Genomic DNA, 17,044 nt, shown 5'->3' with positions numbered 1-17,044 from the left:
CTTTTGTAAAAGATAAAAAAAAGGCATAACCTGAGGTTGATAACTTATGAAAAAAAGATATGTATCAGTTAAAAAGAAGTTTTGGATCAGCCAGACAGCTGCCCTTCTTTGGATGGGCGCCTCGATCTACATTTCATTGCCGTGGGTAAGGGAGCTTGCAGAAATCATAGGGCTTCCTCTTGCTATAATGATTATTGCCGGAATTGCTTATATTCCGGGATTTTTAAATGCTTTTTTAGTGTGCAGTCTGTGGATCGACAGGCAGCCTGGACATAAGAACATCAGCCCTGTTTTGCCGGTTACCGTTATTATTGCTGCAAAAAATGAGGAAAAAAATATTGTGACTGCGATTCATTACATTGCTAAACAGGATTATGAAGGTGAGATTCATGTGATAGTGGCTGATAATGGTTCAACTGATGATACTGCAGCTGAAGCTGAAAAAACCGGGAAAGAGCTAGGTCTGAATCTTCGTGTTTTCAATGAGGAAAAGCCGGGGAAATTTCATGCTCTAAACCGTGGAATCAGCCAAACAAATACGGAGTTTGTTTTGACGCTTGATGCTGACACTCTTTTGCATAAAAGTGCCATTCGCTATATTGTCGCAAGGATGGTCAGTTCACCTGAAGATGTATGTGCCGTTGCGGGTACGATTCTTGCCAGAAACAGCCGTGAGAATTTACTCACTAAAATGCAGGAGTGGGATTATTTCCTTGGTATTGCAGCCATAAAGAGACTTCAGGGACTTTATCAGGGAACACTTGTCGCACAAGGGGCGTTTAGTCTTTATAAGACAGATGCAGTAAAGGAAATCGGAGGCTGGCCTGAAGCCATTGGTGAGGATATTGTGCTGACATGGCGGTTCCTGCGCCGCAATTACAGGGTTTACTTCGAGCCGCTTTCTGTTGCTTTTACTGAAGTTCCAGCGACGTTTCGTCATTTTGCCAAACAGAGATCAAGATGGGCGAGGGGAATGATCGAAGCCTTGAAGGAAATGAAGCCATGGCACCAGCCGGTTCTCTTCGTGAAATTTTTGACCGGCATAAACTTTATCATGCCATACCTGGATTTTACATACACAGTGTGCTGGATTCCAGGACTTATTCTCGCATTCTTCGGTTACTTTTGGATTGTAGGCCCGATGACATTATTTGTTCTTCCGATTACCTTAATCAGCTATTTCAGCATTTACTCTTATCAGAAAAAAGTGTTCAGGGAACTTGATTTAAAAGTAAGAAAAAACACAGCTGGTTTTTTCTTATTTGTTTTAACTTATCAAATCATCATGTCACCAGTGTCCGTGTGGGGGTATATCCAAGAATTTTTAAAATTAAGGAGAATATGGAAATAAATGAGATGCTAAGCATCTTCTAATTAGTAAAGAATAGAAACTATATATGAGTATTCACCTAGATGGATTTCACCAAAGAAGGGAGGTGACCTTATCCGCTGAAGGGTAAGGGAACTCTTGATTGTCACAAATTTATTATTGGTCGCCCTGTTAATTGCGGCTACCGGATTCTTCGTTGCTGCGGAATTTGCCATCGTTAAAGTGAGAAGTTCCAGAATAGATCAACTGGTTGGTGAAGGGAATAAGAATGCAATAGCCGCAAAAAAAGTGACAGGCAGCCTTGATGAATATTTATCTGCCTGCCAGCTGGGCATTACAATTACGGCCTTAGGGCTTGGATGGCTTGGGGAGCCGACAATTGAACATTTGCTTCATCCTTTATTTGACTCATGGGGACTAAACCCATCGCTCTCCGGCATTTTATCGTTTGTCCTCGCTTTTATAGCTATTACCTACTTGCATGTAGTTATAGGAGAGCTGGCGCCAAAAACGCTTGCTATTCAAAAAGCCGAGTGGGTGACAATGACACTGTCCCGGCCGCTCATTTTTTTTTACAAAATGATGTATCCCTTCATAAAAACGCTGAATGGTTCTGCCTTATTTATTGTCAGGCTGTTCGGTCTCCATGCGGCATCAGAGCATGAAATGGCTCATACAGAAGAGGAACTCCGGATCATATTGTCTGAAAGCTTAAAAAGCGGCGAGATCAATCAGTCAGAATATAAATACGTCAATAAGATTTTTGAATTTGATAATCGAATAGCCAAAGAAATCATGGTTCCAAGAACAGAGATGATTACAGTGGCACTCGAGGATTCTTTTGAGGAAAACTTAGAGATCATGAGGAGCGAACGGTATACAAGATATCCGCTTGAACATGAAGACAAAGACAACATTGTGGGGCTCGTAAATATCAAAGAAGTATTAGATGCGCTGTACATGTCCAAAGAAGGCGTGCTTCTTAAAAATTATATACGTCCCGTTATCAAGGTTATTGAAACAATTCCCATACAGGATTTGTTGCTGAGAATGCAAAAAGACCGGATTCACATGGCGATTCTTGTTGATGAATATGGCGGAACAGCAGGCCTTGTAACCGTAGAAGACATCCTTGAGGAAATTGTCGGAGAAATCCGTGATGAGTTTGACGTGGACGAACTGCCTAATGTTCAAAAGAAAAGTGAATATCATTACATTTTCGACGGCAAAGCACTAATTGAAGAAGTGAATGATCTCCTTCAGCTCGAGATTGATTCAGAAGACGTAGATACAATCGGAGGCTGGGTTCTGACCGAGAAAATCGATGTTGTAAAAGGAGACAAAATCATGTCTGACGGATACGAGTTTACCGTAACGGACATGGAAGGGCATCATATTAAGACGCTTGAAGCAAAGAAGAAGATGGAAGTTTTAACAGGTGATCGAGAATGATTGCCTGTTTGTCCGTTTCCACTATTATATAGTTGAATAATTTTTTTCCCTCTGATAGCATTAGTGAGTTCTTATTGTAATTAGTTGGAGGGATTTTTTGAATGAAAGCTTATCGCTTTCCGCTTATTTTGCTGTCTTCTGTCCTTATTGGCGGAATATTCGGACTTGTGTTTGGAGAAAAAGCAACATTATTAAAACCGTTTGGTGATCTGTTTTTAAATGCCATGTTTACGGTTGTTGTACCATTAGTATTCTTTACAATCGCTTCTTCCATAGCAAATATGGGAGGAACAAAGCGGCTCGGCAAAATTATGGGAAGCATGCTTGGCGTGTTCCTGTTTACAGGTTTAATTTCTGCTCTTTATATGCTGGCCGTTGTTAAAATCATTCCGCCTGCACAGGGAGTGTCGCTTCAGCTTGAAAAACCGGAAGCGCTGGAAGATGTAACACTTGCAGACCAAATTGTCAGCACATTTACGGTTCCGGATTTTGTTGAGTTATTTTCAAGAAATAACATGCTTGCTATGATTGTTTTTTCTGTTTTAGTAGGCCTGTCGGTTTCGATGATCGGCGAAAAAGGGAAGCCGTTCGCAAGCTTTCTATCATCCGGATCAGAAGTTTTGATGAAGCTTGTTTCATTAATTATGCATTATGCGCCGATCGGGCTTGGCGCCTATTTCGCTACATTAGTCGGTGAATACGGTCCGATGCTTTTAGGCACTTATTTTAAAGCGGGTGTCATGTATTACGTCTCAGCCCTTATCTATTTTGTGATTGCCTTTACGATTTACGCATTCATGTCAGGCAAAAAGCAGGCAGTCAGCGTATTCTGGAAAAACATGCTTTCTCCAACCGTGACTTCACTTGCTACATGCAGCAGTGCAGCTTCAATTCCTGTGAACCTTGAAGCTGCACGCAAAATGGGTGTGAGCGCAGATATCCGCGAGACTACTGTTCCTCTGGGTGCTGCTCTTCACAAGGATGGATCCGTACTTGGAGGCGTATTAAAGATTGCCTTTCTTTTTGGAATCTTTGAAATGAACTTCTCAGGTTTTGGCACATTAACAAGTGTGGTCCTTGTAGCGATCCTGGTTGGAACGGTAATGGGGGCTATCCCAAGCGGAGGCATGATTGGTGAAATGCTGATTTTGACCCTTTACGGATTTCCACCTGAAGCTCTGCCTATCATAGCGGCAATTTCCACGATTATTGATCCGCCGGCAACAATGCTCAATGCTACCGGGGATAATGTCAGCAGCATGATGGTTTCGAGATTAGTAGAAGGAAAAGACTGGCTGAAGAAAAAATCAGCTGAACTTAGTTCCAAAATTGCATAATTGACTAAGAAGAAGGTATCTTTTGCAGATAGCTTCTTCTATTTTTAATGCTTTGATGCCTGGCATAGGCACCTCCAACTTCGGCAACGGTTGGAGCTTACGGACGCTTACGCTTTTCTGATTATAAAACTATTAGAAGGAATTCAAAGGAAATTGTTCAATCTTTAACATAATTAGAGTATAATATTTTTTAGTAATGACAGCTTTTAATTAAATGTAAGCGAATACTTTTATTTTTAACATTTTAACCCATTTTTAAATTCGTCTTACTTGACGTTAAGGTTGATATAAAGGAGTGTTTCAGTTGAAAAAGTTTTGGTGGAAAGAAGCAGTTGCATACCAAATATATCCTAGAAGTTTCATGGATTCAAACGGTGACGGAATTGGCGATATCCGCGGCATTATTTCTAAATTAGATTACTTAAAAGATTTCGGCATCGATGTAATCTGGATTTGCCCGATTTTCACATCGCCTAATGCTGACAATGGCTATGACATCAGTGATTATCAGGATATTATGGCAGACTTCGGAACAATGGAAGATTTTGATGACCTTCTGGCTGAAGTGCATAAGAGAGACATGAAGCTGATCCTTGATTTAGTCGTAAATCATACTAGTGATGAGCATCCTTGGTTTATCGAATCACGCTCTTCAAGAGAGAACGGCAAACGGGACTGGTACATCTGGCGTGACGGCAAAAACGGCAAAGAGCCAAACAACTGGGAAAGCATCTTCAGCGGTTCGGCATGGGAGCTTGATGAAGAAACAGACCAATATTACATGCACGTATTCGCAACAAAGCAGCCTGATTTAAACTGGAAAAACGAAGAAATGAGACAAGCTGTATACGATATGATTAACTGGTGGCTTGATAAAGGCATCGACGGCTTCCGAGTAGACGCAATTTCACATATTAATAAAAAAGATGGCTTTCCTGATCTGCCTAATCCGAACGGACTTGACTTTGTTTCCTCATTTGATTATCACATGAACGTAGAAGGGATTATGGAGCATTTAAGCGAGCTGAAAGCGCAAACGTTTGCGCGTTATGATATCATGACAGTCGGCGAAGCGAACGGCGTTAAGCTCGAGCAGGCGGAAGACTGGGTTGGCGACACAAATGGCATCTTCAACATGATCTTCCAATTCGAGCACCTTGGATTATGGGATAATGGAACAGAAGGAACAGTCGACCTTATAAAGTTAAAAGAAACTTTAACAAAATGGCAAAAAGGATTGGATGGTTCCGGCTGGAACGCATTATTCCTTGAAAATCACGACCAGCCGCGCTCTGTTTCAACATGGGGCAACGATAAAGAATACCTGATTGAAAGTGCAAAAGCTTTAGCAGCCATGTACTTCTTAATGCAGGGGACACCATTTATTTATCAGGGGCAGGAGCTTGGAATGACAAACGTTCATTTCCCGTCAATTGATGATTACGATGATGTAGCGATGAAAAACCTTTACCGCATTGAAACGGCTAAAGGACGTTCACATGAAGAAATCATGGAAATTATCTGGCATAAGGGCCGTGATAATTCACGTACACCAATGCAGTGGAATGAAGAGGGAAACGGAGGCTTCACAACAGGCACACCTTGGTTTGGAGCTAACGAAAACTATAAACACATTAACGTTGAACAGCAGCTGAAAGACGAGAACTCAGTCTATCATTTCTATAAAAGAATGATTGAGATCCGCAAAGCAAATGACATGTTCGTTTATGGGTCATACGATTTGATTCTTCCGGAGGACAAACAGATCTATGCATACACAAGAACATTCAATGGCAAAACAGCTCTGATTATTGCAAATATCAGTAATAAAACTGCTTTTTATCAGTACAGCAGGCTGCCTTTATCCAAAGAGCATCTGATTCTTCAAAACTATGAAGTCTCTGAGCATAAACACACAACGTCATTCACAATGAAGCCGTTTGAAGCAAGAGTATACATGCTATAAATGAATAAAACCCCGAAAGAATGTCACCATTTTGACATCTTTTGGGGTTTTTACGTTTGAAGGACTTCTGGACGGTTGCAAATTCAACAACTACTAGTAAAATAATGGGGGTTAATAAAGTGGTCAGGAGAGTTATGGATGGATAAATACAAACAAAATTTGCTGCATAAAATGAAACACCAGTTAGACTCTTGGCTGAATTTAGATCAGACAATTGAGCAAGATGATCTATACCGATTCTTACATTCACTTTCAGGAACCGCCCCAACAATAGGTCTTTATGAAATTGGAGAAATATCATCATCGCTATTAAAACAAATTATGAAACTTAATAGAGAAGTATGGCTACCTAAAGAGGTCCAGAGGCTGATGTTCCCTTTAATTTCAGCTTGTTATGAAGTGGAAGTGCCAAAAGATGGTCATGTAGGCAGTGATTATGAAATAGAAAAAGATTTAATTATGCTGATTGATGATGACACGTCCTTGCTGATGTTTATTAAAGAGCAGTTAGAAAATGAAGGATACGCAGTAGTTGCATTTACAGATTCCAGCCGGGGTATGAATTCTTATTATGATTTTGAACCGGATTGTATTGTCATTGATATGCACATGAAGGATAAAAGCGGATTAGATACCCTTATGGAATTGAAAAACTTAATGAAAAAAAGATATGTGCCAACTATTATGATTAGTGCCGACGAGACGAAAGAGACCAGGTTAAACAGCTATCGATACGGTGCCGATGATTTTATTACAAAACCTTTTGATATAGACGAATTTTTAATCAGAGTTCAGCGCCAAATTGAAAAGAAAAAAAATATTGATGAACTTGTGATACTTGATGAACTTACGAGAGTGTACAACAGAAAATTTCTTCAGCCTGTTTATGATCGGCTTCATGGCAGACTAATGCGGGAAGGACATATATTCAGTTTGGGCATCATCGACTTAGACCGTTTTAAACGGATAAATGACACATACGGTCATGCGGCAGGAGATGCTGTATTAGTAGGATTCGCTGAGTGTATTAAACAAACCTTGAGGAGCAGTGATGTCTTAATCCGGTATGGCGGTGAGGAATTTATTGTTTTGCTTCCTGGAACAACAAATAAACAGGCAAAAGAAGTGCTTGACCGGGTAAGAAGAGTTTTTGAGACTCAGGTGTTTACATATCAAGATCAAGAATTTACATGTACGTTTTCAGCAGGTGTCATTGAAGTGAATAAAGAACAGCATGCAGAAAAAACCGTTGAGCTGGCAGATGCGGCTTTGTATGAGGCAAAACTAAAAGGAAGAAATAACATTCAGCTTGTTTTTTCTGAAGAGGCAGCTGCTGGTAAGAAAACTTTAAATGTGGCAATTGTGGACGATGATCCGATTATCCGCACAATTTTAAGTGACTTGTTTCAGAAAAGCAAATTATTATCAGAGCAGTTTGAGCTTAATATAGCTGTTTTCAGGGACGGAATGGAGTTTATTGAATCGCACTTTTACAATAAGAAAGAACATTATTTTATCGTTCTTGACGGAATGATGCCGAAGATGGATGGAATCGAGGTATTGCAAAAGATTAGAAGCCTCCCCAATCAGCATTTCTTTACAATAATGATGCTGACTTCAAGGAAAAGCGACCATGACATATCTAAAGCCCTCCAATTAGGCGCAGATGATTATTTGACAAAGCCTTTCCGTTTATTAGAACTTGAGTCGAGACTGCATCATTTAATAAAAAGGATGAAATAAGTGAATATACTTTCTGTCAATCAGCTGTTTTTTTTATTAATAAGTTCTATGGGTGTATTGATTTTTCTGCTCCTGTATTTGACAGCAGCAAAGCTTTTCAGAAAACAAAAAAGAAAAAAAATGGATGAGAGCAAAGAAAGGTATAGACTTCCACTCTATCATTATTTGAATGATCAAGCTGAATTTGCTGACAATAAAATGGATGCAGAAGCTTTTAGTGAATTATTGCAGGAGTTTGCTGTTGTCCTTGATAGCGAAACCGTAAAAGAGAGGCTGCGTAATGCAGCTGAAAAGTCGCTGACAAAATGGCTGAGAAAACATCTGTACTCAGGAAAGTGGAGCTTTCGTATGAACGCTTTATATATAATAGAAGATTTGAGGCTCTTTCATTTTCTTGATGACATAGAAAAACAATATCAGGTGAAAAAGATTTCTGCATCTGAAGAAGCTCAAATGTTAAAAATATTTGCGGTATCCGGAGAACCTGGTTTTATCAGCAAGCTGAATATGGTAAGAAATGATTTATCTGATTTTACATTTTTCACCATTTTTCAGAGTCTGCCTGCTGAGCAGCTGAAGCAATGTATCCTCCATTATCCACAATTGAAAAAGCCAGTGAAATATAATTTGATTAATTTAATCGGTGAAAAACAATTATTTGAGCACAATGTTTTTCTTGAAGACTTGCTGTATACAGGCGACAAGGAGGAAAAACTCCGCTCCCTTAGAGCAATTTCAGATATGGGACGGCTTGTTCACCCGGAAAAAATAGCCCCATTCCTTAAATCATCAAGCTGGCAGGAACGCATGATGGCGGTAAAGGTAATCGGAGCTCTGAGAATAGACGCTTACAAGATGGATGTCAAACTGCTGCTTGAAGATAGAGAATATTTGGTTCGAATGGAGTCTGCCAGGTCCCTTGTGAAATTTAAAGACGGGAGAGATGAACTGATAGATGTGATCAATCGGTCTGAAGATGGGTTTGCAAAAGATATGGCGATAGAGTGGATTGAAAAGGAGAGGATTTATTATTAATGAATGGGATGCGTTACTTGAAGGAATAGGCTGGGTCCTTTTACTGTACATGGCTTTTGTAGTTGCAGTATATGGAGGAATGCTGCTTATTTCTCTTTTACAAGTAAGAAAACAATATAGGCTAGATGAACGGGAGCCATATGAAGAAATTCTTCAATCTGTCTACACAAAGCCAATTTCAATTCTTGTCCCTGCCTATAATGAATCAGCAGGAATATACGGTACAATCCGTTCACTGATCAGTATTGAATATCCAGAATATGAAATGCTGATCATAAACGATGGTTCGACAGATGACACACTTGCAAAATTAAGAGAACGGTTTGATCTGAAGGAAATAAAGCGTGTCGTTAGAAAGCAGCTCGGGACAAAGGCAATTAAAGCAATTTATCAATCAAACATATACTCAAATCTTTATGTCATTGATAAAGAAAATGGCGGAAAAGCGGATGCGCTTAATGCGGGAATCAATTTTTCCCGCTATCCCTACTTCTGTTCATTAGACGGCGACTCTGTCATAGAGCGAAATGCATTTCTCAAGGTGTTAAAGCCTATTATTGAGTCCCGTGATGAAATTATTGCCTCTGGAGGGAGCATTCGAATCGCAAATGGCTGCACGATTCAAAACGGTGTATTGACTCGTGTCGGGCTTTCGGATAAGCCCTTGGTGATTATGCAGGTTATTGAATATCTTAGGGCGTTTCTTTCGGGAAGGATAGGATTGAGTCACACAAATCTTTTATTAATCGTATCTGGTGCCTTTGGTGTTTTTTCAAAGCAGTGGGTAATTGAGGCAGGAGGCTATTCGCATACAGTAGGAGAAGATATGGAACTTGTTGTCAGGCTGCACAGGCTGATTAAGGAAAGAAAACTAAAGAAAAAAATTGTTTATGTGCCTGATCCTGTTTGCTGGACTGAAGCTCCTGAATCGATCAAGTATTTAAGGAGGCAGCGCAAACGCTGGCATAAAGGTTTATTTGACAGTATTTGGAGACATCGAACTTTAATTTTGAATCCAAAATATAAATCAATTGGACTTATTTCTATGCCATATTACTTTTTCATTGAATTTTTAGGGCCTATAATTGAAGTTTTAGGCTATTTCATTATTATCATTTCATTCTTCAGAGGAGATGTATTCGCAGAGATTGCCATCCTCTTTTTCTTTTTATCCTTGATTTACGGTTCTATTTTTTCTGTTGCAGCTGTTTTGCTTGAGGAATGGAGTATGGAAAAATATCCTCATGTGAACCAGCTCATGATTCTGTTTTTATTCGCTTTGACGGAATCATTTTGGTACAGACCCCTCACAGTCCTATGGAGAATAGAAGGAATAATTGATGTCATGTTAGGTAAAAACGGCTGGGGAGAAATGGTTAGGAAAGGTGTTTCAAGTGAATAAAAAAGGACTCTTTTATACAGCAGCCTGTCTGCTCTTAATCATCCTGCTGTCGGCTCCTTTTTGGCTTTGGAGGATGGAGCAATCAGAAGAATTGAATGTGCTCATTATTGATAAAACCGTTGTGGATGACAGCTATAGAGAGCATAAAGGAATTGTCTGGCTGCTCAACACTATGAAGAAAACACAAGACAATGGGAAAGTGTATGATGCAGCAAAAGATTATTCCGGTTACCTTCCAAAGGAAAAGAAGGGGAGGGAGATTCCGGATAGTCTCAGTTCCTATCAGCTAATCTATCTGGCAGATACGTACGGAGTATTTACAGGAGATTCAGATCAATCAGAAAAAGGTGAGAATCGATTGATTTATGGCGGAATGAAGCTTGAAGAGACAGAAAAGCTTCTAGACTCCGTAAAAAAAAACAGTCAAAGTATTGTTGCTGAGTTCAACACATTTGCATCACCCACAAAAAATGAGGCCAGAGAAAAATTAGAGGAGTTATTTCACCTACACTGGACCGGATGGACAGGGAGATATTATCTCGATTTAAATAGTGAGGAAGTTCCGGACTGGCTTAAGAAAAACTATGAGACTTCAACTAAACAAGATTATTCATTTTCAGGACCAGGACTTGTCTTTGTTCATGAATCTGAAGAAGTGATGATTTTTACAAAAAAAGATTTTGAAGATCATCCTGTCACTTTTTCTTTTACAGAGAAAGGAAAGAAGTTGTTTCAGTTAAATGAGAGTGTCCGATATAACTACTGGTTTGATGTGATAGAGCCAAGGAATGAAGAGGAAGTACTGGCAGATTATAACCTTTCGCTGAATCAATCTGCTTAGACAAAGCTTGCAGAAAAAGGCATAAACGCAACTTTTCCTGCAGTCGTTCATCACTCTGGTCCAAACTATGATACACATTACCTTGCTGGAGATTTCGCGGATACTCCCAATGTTCCCCTCATTTATCAGGCAAAGGGAATCACTCGATGGAAACAGATGACGTCGTCTGATAAAAAGGGCAGAACTGACGGATTCTTTTGGAAAGTTTATGCACCGATGATGGAGAAAATTATCGGAAGCCGTTGAAAAACCGACAAGGGTACCTTTCATCCATCTGGGATAATAGGAGGAACCAATCGATCTTGTTTACAGTGGGATAAATGAGTCGTTTGTAAAAGCAGAAATTCTTAAATAAAAGGAGGAAAAATGAATGGCAAAAATCCTGCTCGCAGAAGACGAGGAAGTACTTAGAATGCTTGTTGTTGATACTCTGGAGGATGAAGGGCATGATATTGATGAGGCTTCAGACGGAGCAGAAGCGTATGAACTGATTCAGGAGAATGAATATGATTTGATTTTGCTTGATTGCATGATGCCTGTTCATACTGGTCTTGAGGTCATACAGATGATTCGGAGCCTTCCAAATCGGAAGTATGCTAAAGTGGTCATGCTTAGTGCGAAAAATCAGGCAGCTGATCAGATGGCCGTCCTTGAAGCAGGAGCTGACCACTTCATCTCAAAGCCTTTTAGTCCTATGAATCTTATAGTAAGGGTAGAGGAGATTTTAAGTGAACAACTCTAAGTTTTTCAATAAGAGTCTGGCCCGTCAATTTGGAATCATGACGGGTGTCATTATTTTTGTTTTTACCGCTGTCATTACTTTATATGTTTGGTATCAAAACACAATCACATCCAATTTTGAAGAGCGAAATCGTCAGTTGGATGAAAAAGAAAGCACAACACTTATTCTTGATAACTCATACAATCTGGCAATTTCAGAATTTAGAGCTTATTTTGCTTATGGTGAAAATGGAAAAAATAAACATTATTATAACCGGGGCATTGATAATAAAAAAAGAGTCTTAAAAGCGGCGGCAGAATTAGAAAAGCTTGCAGAAAATGATAATGATTACAGGTTTCTGCAAGACTTGAATGCATTCTATCAATTTTACTTTGTAGATCAATTGCCTAATACAGTTAAAGAATACGAAAATGGTAATACACTGGCAGTATCCAAAAAGGCTGTCGAAGGTGCATCTGAAACAGTAAGAACTTTCCAAAAAAGTCTTCAGAATTACAGTCTTCAAATTGACCAGGAAATCGAAGAAAACCGCAAACACTTCACACAGAACATCCTGTTCAGTCAAATCTGCTTTCTTGTGCTGCTGATTATTATGGTTGCCACTCTAATTGGATTTATTAGAAGATTCTTGAGGAAAATCCAAAAACCGCTAAATACACTTACTGTTGCAGCAAGTGAGATTGCAGCAGGAAGGGATGTAATATTTGATAAAGTATCGAATCGAAGCGACGAGCTTGGACTGCTTCACAAAGCCTTTTCCAAAATGAGTAAAAGCATTCAAGAAAAAGAACAGGATTTAACCGTTCAAAATGAAGAACTCCAAGCACAGCAGGATGAGCTTCAAGCACAGCAGGAGGAATTGAAATCAGCCCTTGAAATGATGTGGGAGAGAGAATCGCAATTAATGCTCCGCAATGAGCTCAGCAATGGAATATCCAATACGTTAAATAAAAAAGAAATCTTAAACAGTATTATTGCTACAATGTGCAGGATCGTTAAAGCAGATAAAGGAGTCATCATGACTTTAGATCAGCATAAGGACTTTGCGTCAGTCTCCTTGTCTGAAAGTGCTGTCTCCCAATTAAGAAATAATCTTGATTCGGGCTTGATCTTACAATTGAAAAAGACTAAAGAAGCAGCAGTCTATAAAAGAGAAGCACCGCCTGAAGAAAAAGGGTATCATCAAAAGGATCAATTCTCCTATGATTTGTACTTGCCGGTCATTTCTTCTTCAGATGAAGCAGATGCAGTGATGATATTCACAAGGTTTGCATCAGCTTTTAATGATAAAGAAATTAAGGAATATTCATCCCTCTCCAAAAATATTGCTGTATCTTTAGACAAAATTAAATTATTCGAACAATCAGAAGCAGACAGAGAAATGACAAAACATATCCTAAATACAATACATGAAGGAATTCAGCTCGTTGATATAAACGGTGTGAATTTACAAATGAACATCAGAATGCAGAATCTGCTCATGAAAAGTCATGAGATAAATGTAAACCATTCTTCATTCGATGAGTGGTCACAGCACTTCTCTGCAGCTATAGTAGATCCAGAACCGCTTATTTGTTTTTTAAAGAGATCTATTTTTTCAGAACATCAAGAGGATAAAAGCTATATTTACAAGATGGATAAGGGTATGGTTATCCAGGTATATATTGAGCCTCTGTACAGAAATGGACGGAAATTTGGAACCGTTATGGTTCACCGCGATATTACAAAGGAATACGAAGTTGATCAGATGAAATCTGAATTTGTCAGCACAGTCAGCCATGAACTGAGAACCCCGCTTGCAAGTGTTCTTGGGTTTACAGAACTCATGCTTTACAAGGACCTTAAACCAGAACGTCAGAAGAAGTATTTAATGACAATTCTTCAAGAAGGCAAAAGGCTGACTTCCCTTATTAATGAATTCCTGGATGTGCAAAGAATGGAAGCCGGCAAGCAGACGTATGAAAAACGCTTTGAAGAACTTTCAACTATTCTTCAAACAGTGATAGAAAATCAGCAGATCCAAACCTCAGCGCACAGGCTCATTCTAAATGTAAAAGCTGACTTTACAACGGTATTTGGAGACCGTGATAAATTGGCCCAGGTCTTTCAGAACATTTTAAGCAATGCTGTGAAGTACTCCCCAGACGGAGGAGATATTAAGATTCTCATGTATGAAGAAGAAAACATGCTGAAAATTGATGTAGAGGATAAAGGACTGGGCATTCCCGAGGAAGCTGTGGATAAGCTTTTTTCAAAGTTCTACCGAGTTGACAATTCAGACCGCAGAAAAATTGGTGGTACAGGCCTTGGACTTGCGATTGTAAAAGAAATCATAAAAGAACATGATGGAGAAATTTCGGTAAGTTCACGCATTGGTAAGGGAAGTGTATTCACTGTCGCTCTTCCTTTAGCTTCTGAATATAGTTCAGCAGATTCAGATCTGACGCAAGATTCCAAAAGAGCCAATGTTATGATAATCGAAGATGATCAAAGTCTTGCAAGCTTGCTGAAAACAGAATTTGAAGAGAGCGGATTCAATGCCAAAGTATTCAATAGTGGAGAGGAGGCACTCATTGCCATTAAAAGCAAAAAGCCCGATGCTGTCGTTCTTGATATCATGCTTGATGAAAGTGTGCTGACAGGATGGGATATCCTCCACGAAATGAATAGACTGCCTGAATTAAATAAGATTCCAATTTTTATCTCATCTGCTTTAGACGAAAAAGAAAAAGGAATGGCTCTTGGAGCATATGAATTTCTCATAAAGCCTTATCAGCCGAGCAAGCTTTCCAATTTGGTTTTGCAGGCCCTATTAAGCAAAGACCGGGAAGCACATTTACTGTTACGGGATGAAGGAAAATGAAAGAACGCTATGAAGCGTTCTTTCTTTGTTTTAGATATTTAACAAGAGGTGCTACAATTCTAGTATGAAATGATGATAGGAGATGGAAACATGCTTAAGAAAATTCAACTGACAACATCTACAAGGAATGAATTGGTGGATATTACGTCAATCGTTGAAAATGAGGTGAAAAGCGCTTCGATAGAAACAGGATCAGTTATTGTCTACTGCCCTCATACTACAGCAGGCATTACAATCAATGAAAATGCAGATCCGGATGTTAAACGAGACATGATCAGACGTTTTGACGAAATTTATCCTTGGCATCATGAGGAAGACCGCCATGAAGAAGGAAATACCGCTGCTCATATGAAAGCGAGCACTGTGGGGGCGTCGCAGCATCTAATCGTGACAGACGGCAAGCTGCTGCTGGGTACGTGGCAGGGAATTTACTTCTGTGAGTTTGACGGTCCCAGAGAACGGACATTTTACGTAAAGGTGCAGTCATCCTTGTGAAAAAATATCAAAACCTTGATCAGGTTCAAAATACAAAAACTTTTTCAGAATTGAGAAAGTGGATGAAAGAACGCAGAAGCAAGCAAAAGGATCTCTCTCTATCGATTAAGCGGGCTGAAAAAACAGTTGAATCAGAATTAAAAACCAATCGATCAAACATGACCATCACCTGGATCGGCCATTCTACTTTTCTGATTCAGCTAAACGGAATGAACATCTTGACCGATCCGGTGTGGGCAGAACGGATGGGTGTTCAAAAAAGGCTTACAGAGCCGGGATTGCAGATAGAGGATCTTCCTGAAATCGATCTGGTATTAATCTCGCACGGGCACTATGATCATCTTGATTTTGGAAGCATTAAACGATTAAAAGGAAATCCAGTTTATTATGTGCCGGAAGGCCTGAAGCCTGCTTTTAGAAGAAGAGGGTATAAGCAAGTAATAGAAGCGAAGTGGTGGGATTCCTTCGAAGTAAATCGCGGAAAGGTATCCTTCGTTCCTGCTCAGCATTGGACAAGGAGAACGCTTTGGGATACCAACACTTCTCATTGGGGGGGCTGGGTAATAGGAGATACAATTGCGCCATACAATGTATATTTCGCTGGCGATACAGGCTATTTCAGAGGATTTAAAGAGATTGGAAGCAGATACGATCTTGATGCAGTATTAATGCCGATTGGAGCGTATGAACCGGAGTGGTTTATGAAGGTTTCCCACATTAATCCGGAAGATGCCATTCAGGCTTATCTTGATTTAAACGCGAAAGGTCCTTTTATCCCCATGCATTATGGTGCATATAGGCTGGCAGATGATACTGGGCCCGAAGCACTGGGACGACTTTATACAGAATGGGATAACCTTGCTCTTGATAAAGAGCAGCTTAAGGTCATGAAGCTTGGAGAAACATGGTGGAGAGAGCAGTGAGAACTGTTCCTGAAATTTAAAAAGAAGACGGCTCGTCTAAACGAACCGGCTTCTTTTTATCCCCGTACCTTATGTGTAAACCTTTCTTCCTTTTTAGCCGGCAAAAACTCTTTAAAGCCTTTGATTGTTTCCGGAGTTTCTTTAGCGATTTCAATGGTTGTCTGCACGGTCTGTTTTTTGTATTCAACATCTGACATGATTTTTTCCTGGTTGGCAGAAAGCTTTGTGGTTTCGGTTTGAATGCCCTCTGTTTGTTTTTGGATGCGGTTAGCCGTTTCCTGAAGATCCTGCAAGGCAGGCTGCGTTTTTTTAAACGTTCTAAAAGCAGAAACTCCTAAATAAATAAGAGCACAAACTACAAGAGCGATGCTTATATAAACTATGGCCATCTGAATAAACTCCTTTCAAATTCATCTCTTTTTTATTTTTTACCCTAAAAAGAACATTCTTAATCTTGTACAGAAGGCCTCATATTTTCTGAATCCTTCAGCCAGGAGCGAATGCCGCGGCCTGCATATGGCTCGTCTTCAAAACGCGGAATAACATGGAGATGGGCATGGGAAATATGCTGTCCTCCCGTTTCTCCTGAATTCCATCCAATCGTATAGCCATCTGGCTGATACTCTTCATCAAGCAATTTCTTCACTTCCAGCAGGAGCCTGAAAGTTGCATGCCACTCTTCTTCTGTTAAGTCGAAAACGGTCGGCCGGTGCTCTTTTGGAACGATTAAGCCTGAACCTTTGAGCACTTTTTGCGGCATTTGCAAAAAGCTGCAATGTTCATTAGACAGAACGGCTTGTTGATCTTCTATCATTTCGGGATTGCAAAGCGGGCATAATTCTTCCACCTCAGACAACTCCAATCTTTCTGGATCTATTTTTTACCATTTTAGCATAATCAGCTATAAGGACGTCA

Annotated in this window: 14 protein-coding genes; 12 read left to right on the top strand and 2 right to left on the bottom strand. The window is 39.7% G+C overall.

Annotated features, from left to right (window positions below; all coding sequences use genetic code 11):
- Positions 1 to 46: 46 nt before the first annotated feature.
- From ABEQ24_RS10320 to ABEQ24_RS10265, 12 genes are all read left to right on the top strand, one after another.
- Positions 47 to 1,351 (top strand): glycosyltransferase family 2 protein, encoded by a 1,305-nt coding sequence (locus ABEQ24_RS10320; RefSeq protein ID WP_430006714.1) that lies wholly within the window; start codon positions 47 to 49, stop codon positions 1,349 to 1,351.
- Positions 1,352 to 1,468: 117 nt separating this feature from the next.
- Positions 1,469 to 2,782 (top strand): hemolysin family protein, encoded by a 1,314-nt coding sequence (locus ABEQ24_RS10315; RefSeq protein WP_430006713.1) that lies wholly within the window; start codon positions 1,469 to 1,471, stop codon positions 2,780 to 2,782.
- 101 nt (positions 2,783 to 2,883) lie between these two features.
- Positions 2,884 to 4,119 carry a dicarboxylate/amino acid:cation symporter gene (locus ABEQ24_RS10310; RefSeq protein WP_430006712.1) on the top strand — a complete coding sequence of 412 codons (1,236 nt, stop codon included), beginning with the start codon at positions 2,884 to 2,886 and terminating at the stop codon, positions 4,117 to 4,119.
- A gap of 304 nt (positions 4,120 to 4,423) precedes the next feature.
- A complete protein-coding gene (locus ABEQ24_RS10305; RefSeq protein WP_430006711.1) occupies positions 4,424 to 6,085 on the top strand; it encodes a glycoside hydrolase family 13 protein in 1,662 nt (553 codons plus the stop codon).
- Positions 6,086 to 6,223: 138 nt separating this feature from the next.
- Positions 6,224 to 7,828, top strand: a complete 1,605-nt coding sequence (locus tag ABEQ24_RS10300; protein WP_430006710.1) for a GGDEF domain-containing response regulator — start codon at positions 6,224 to 6,226, stop codon at positions 7,826 to 7,828.
- On the top strand, positions 7,829 to 8,863 hold the full coding sequence (locus ABEQ24_RS10295; RefSeq protein WP_430006709.1) for a HEAT repeat domain-containing protein: 1,035 nt from the start codon (positions 7,829 to 7,831) through the stop codon (positions 8,861 to 8,863).
- A 49-nt stretch (positions 8,864 to 8,912) separates the two neighbouring features.
- Positions 8,913 to 10,265 carry a glycosyltransferase family 2 protein gene (locus ABEQ24_RS10290; RefSeq protein WP_430006732.1) on the top strand — a complete coding sequence of 451 codons (1,353 nt, stop codon included), beginning with the start codon at positions 8,913 to 8,915 and terminating at the stop codon, positions 10,263 to 10,265.
- Positions 10,258 to 11,106 carry a hypothetical protein gene (locus ABEQ24_RS10285; protein WP_430006708.1) on the top strand — a complete coding sequence of 283 codons (849 nt, stop codon included), beginning with the start codon at positions 10,258 to 10,260 and terminating at the stop codon, positions 11,104 to 11,106. The genes ABEQ24_RS10290 and ABEQ24_RS10285 overlap by 8 nt, the downstream gene beginning before the upstream one ends.
- Positions 11,107 to 11,476: 370 nt before the next feature.
- On the top strand, positions 11,477 to 11,848 hold the full coding sequence (locus ABEQ24_RS10280; protein ID WP_430006707.1) for a response regulator transcription factor: 372 nt from the start codon (positions 11,477 to 11,479) through the stop codon (positions 11,846 to 11,848).
- Positions 11,835 to 14,711, top strand: a complete 2,877-nt coding sequence (locus ABEQ24_RS10275; protein ID WP_430006706.1) for an ATP-binding protein — start codon at positions 11,835 to 11,837, stop codon at positions 14,709 to 14,711. Before ABEQ24_RS10280 ends, ABEQ24_RS10275 begins: the two co-directional genes overlap by 14 nt.
- Positions 14,712 to 14,801: 90 nt before the next feature.
- Entirely contained in the window at positions 14,802 to 15,206 is a 405-nt protein-coding gene (locus ABEQ24_RS10270) for a secondary thiamine-phosphate synthase enzyme YjbQ (protein ID WP_430006705.1), read from the top strand.
- A complete protein-coding gene (locus tag ABEQ24_RS10265) occupies positions 15,203 to 16,129 on the top strand; it encodes an MBL fold metallo-hydrolase (RefSeq protein WP_430006704.1) in 927 nt (308 codons plus the stop codon). The genes ABEQ24_RS10270 and ABEQ24_RS10265 overlap by 4 nt, the downstream gene beginning before the upstream one ends.
- A 56-nt stretch (positions 16,130 to 16,185) precedes the next feature.
- Here ABEQ24_RS10265 and ABEQ24_RS10260 read toward each other — a convergent pair whose 3' ends face one another.
- Positions 16,186 to 16,518 carry a DUF948 domain-containing protein gene (locus ABEQ24_RS10260; protein WP_430006703.1) on the bottom strand — a complete coding sequence of 111 codons (333 nt, stop codon included), beginning with the start codon at positions 16,516 to 16,518 and terminating at the stop codon, positions 16,186 to 16,188.
- A 59-nt stretch (positions 16,519 to 16,577) separates the two neighbouring features.
- Positions 16,578 to 16,976 carry an HIT family protein gene (locus ABEQ24_RS10255; RefSeq protein WP_430006702.1) on the bottom strand — a complete coding sequence of 133 codons (399 nt, stop codon included), beginning with the start codon at positions 16,974 to 16,976 and terminating at the stop codon, positions 16,578 to 16,580.
- Between the last annotated feature and the right edge of the window lie 68 nt (positions 16,977 to 17,044).

Source organism: Metabacillus idriensis (assembly GCF_050483325.1).
GTDB classification, from domain to species: Bacteria; Bacillota; Bacilli; order Bacillales; family Bacillaceae; genus Bacillus_P; species Bacillus_P idriensis_A.
The sequence above is the reverse complement of the archived record's forward strand: the minus strand, read 5'-3'. Positions and strand labels throughout refer to the sequence as shown.

What these genes read in the sequence shown, in the direction of transcription:
- ABEQ24_RS10320 (WP_430006714.1), top strand. Translation starts at nt 47, where the DNA reads ATGAAAAAAAGATATGTATCAGTTAAAAAGAAGTTTTGGATCAGCCAG.
- ABEQ24_RS10310 (WP_430006712.1), top strand. Translation starts at nt 2,884, where the DNA reads ATGAAAGCTTATCGCTTTCCGCTTATTTTGCTGTCTTCTGTCCTTATT.
- ABEQ24_RS10300 (WP_430006710.1), top strand. Translation starts at nt 6,224, where the DNA reads ATGGATAAATACAAACAAAATTTGCTGCATAAAATGAAACACCAGTTA.
- ABEQ24_RS10290 (WP_430006732.1), top strand. Translation starts at nt 8,913, where the DNA reads ATGGCTTTTGTAGTTGCAGTATATGGAGGAATGCTGCTTATTTCTCTT.
- ABEQ24_RS10280 (WP_430006707.1), top strand. Translation starts at nt 11,477, where the DNA reads ATGGCAAAAATCCTGCTCGCAGAAGACGAGGAAGTACTTAGAATGCTT.
- ABEQ24_RS10270 (WP_430006705.1), top strand. Translation starts at nt 14,802, where the DNA reads ATGCTTAAGAAAATTCAACTGACAACATCTACAAGGAATGAATTGGTG.
- ABEQ24_RS10260 (WP_430006703.1), bottom strand. Translation starts at nt 16,518, where the DNA reads ATGGCCATAGTTTATATAAGCATCGCTCTTGTAGTTTGTGCTCTTATT.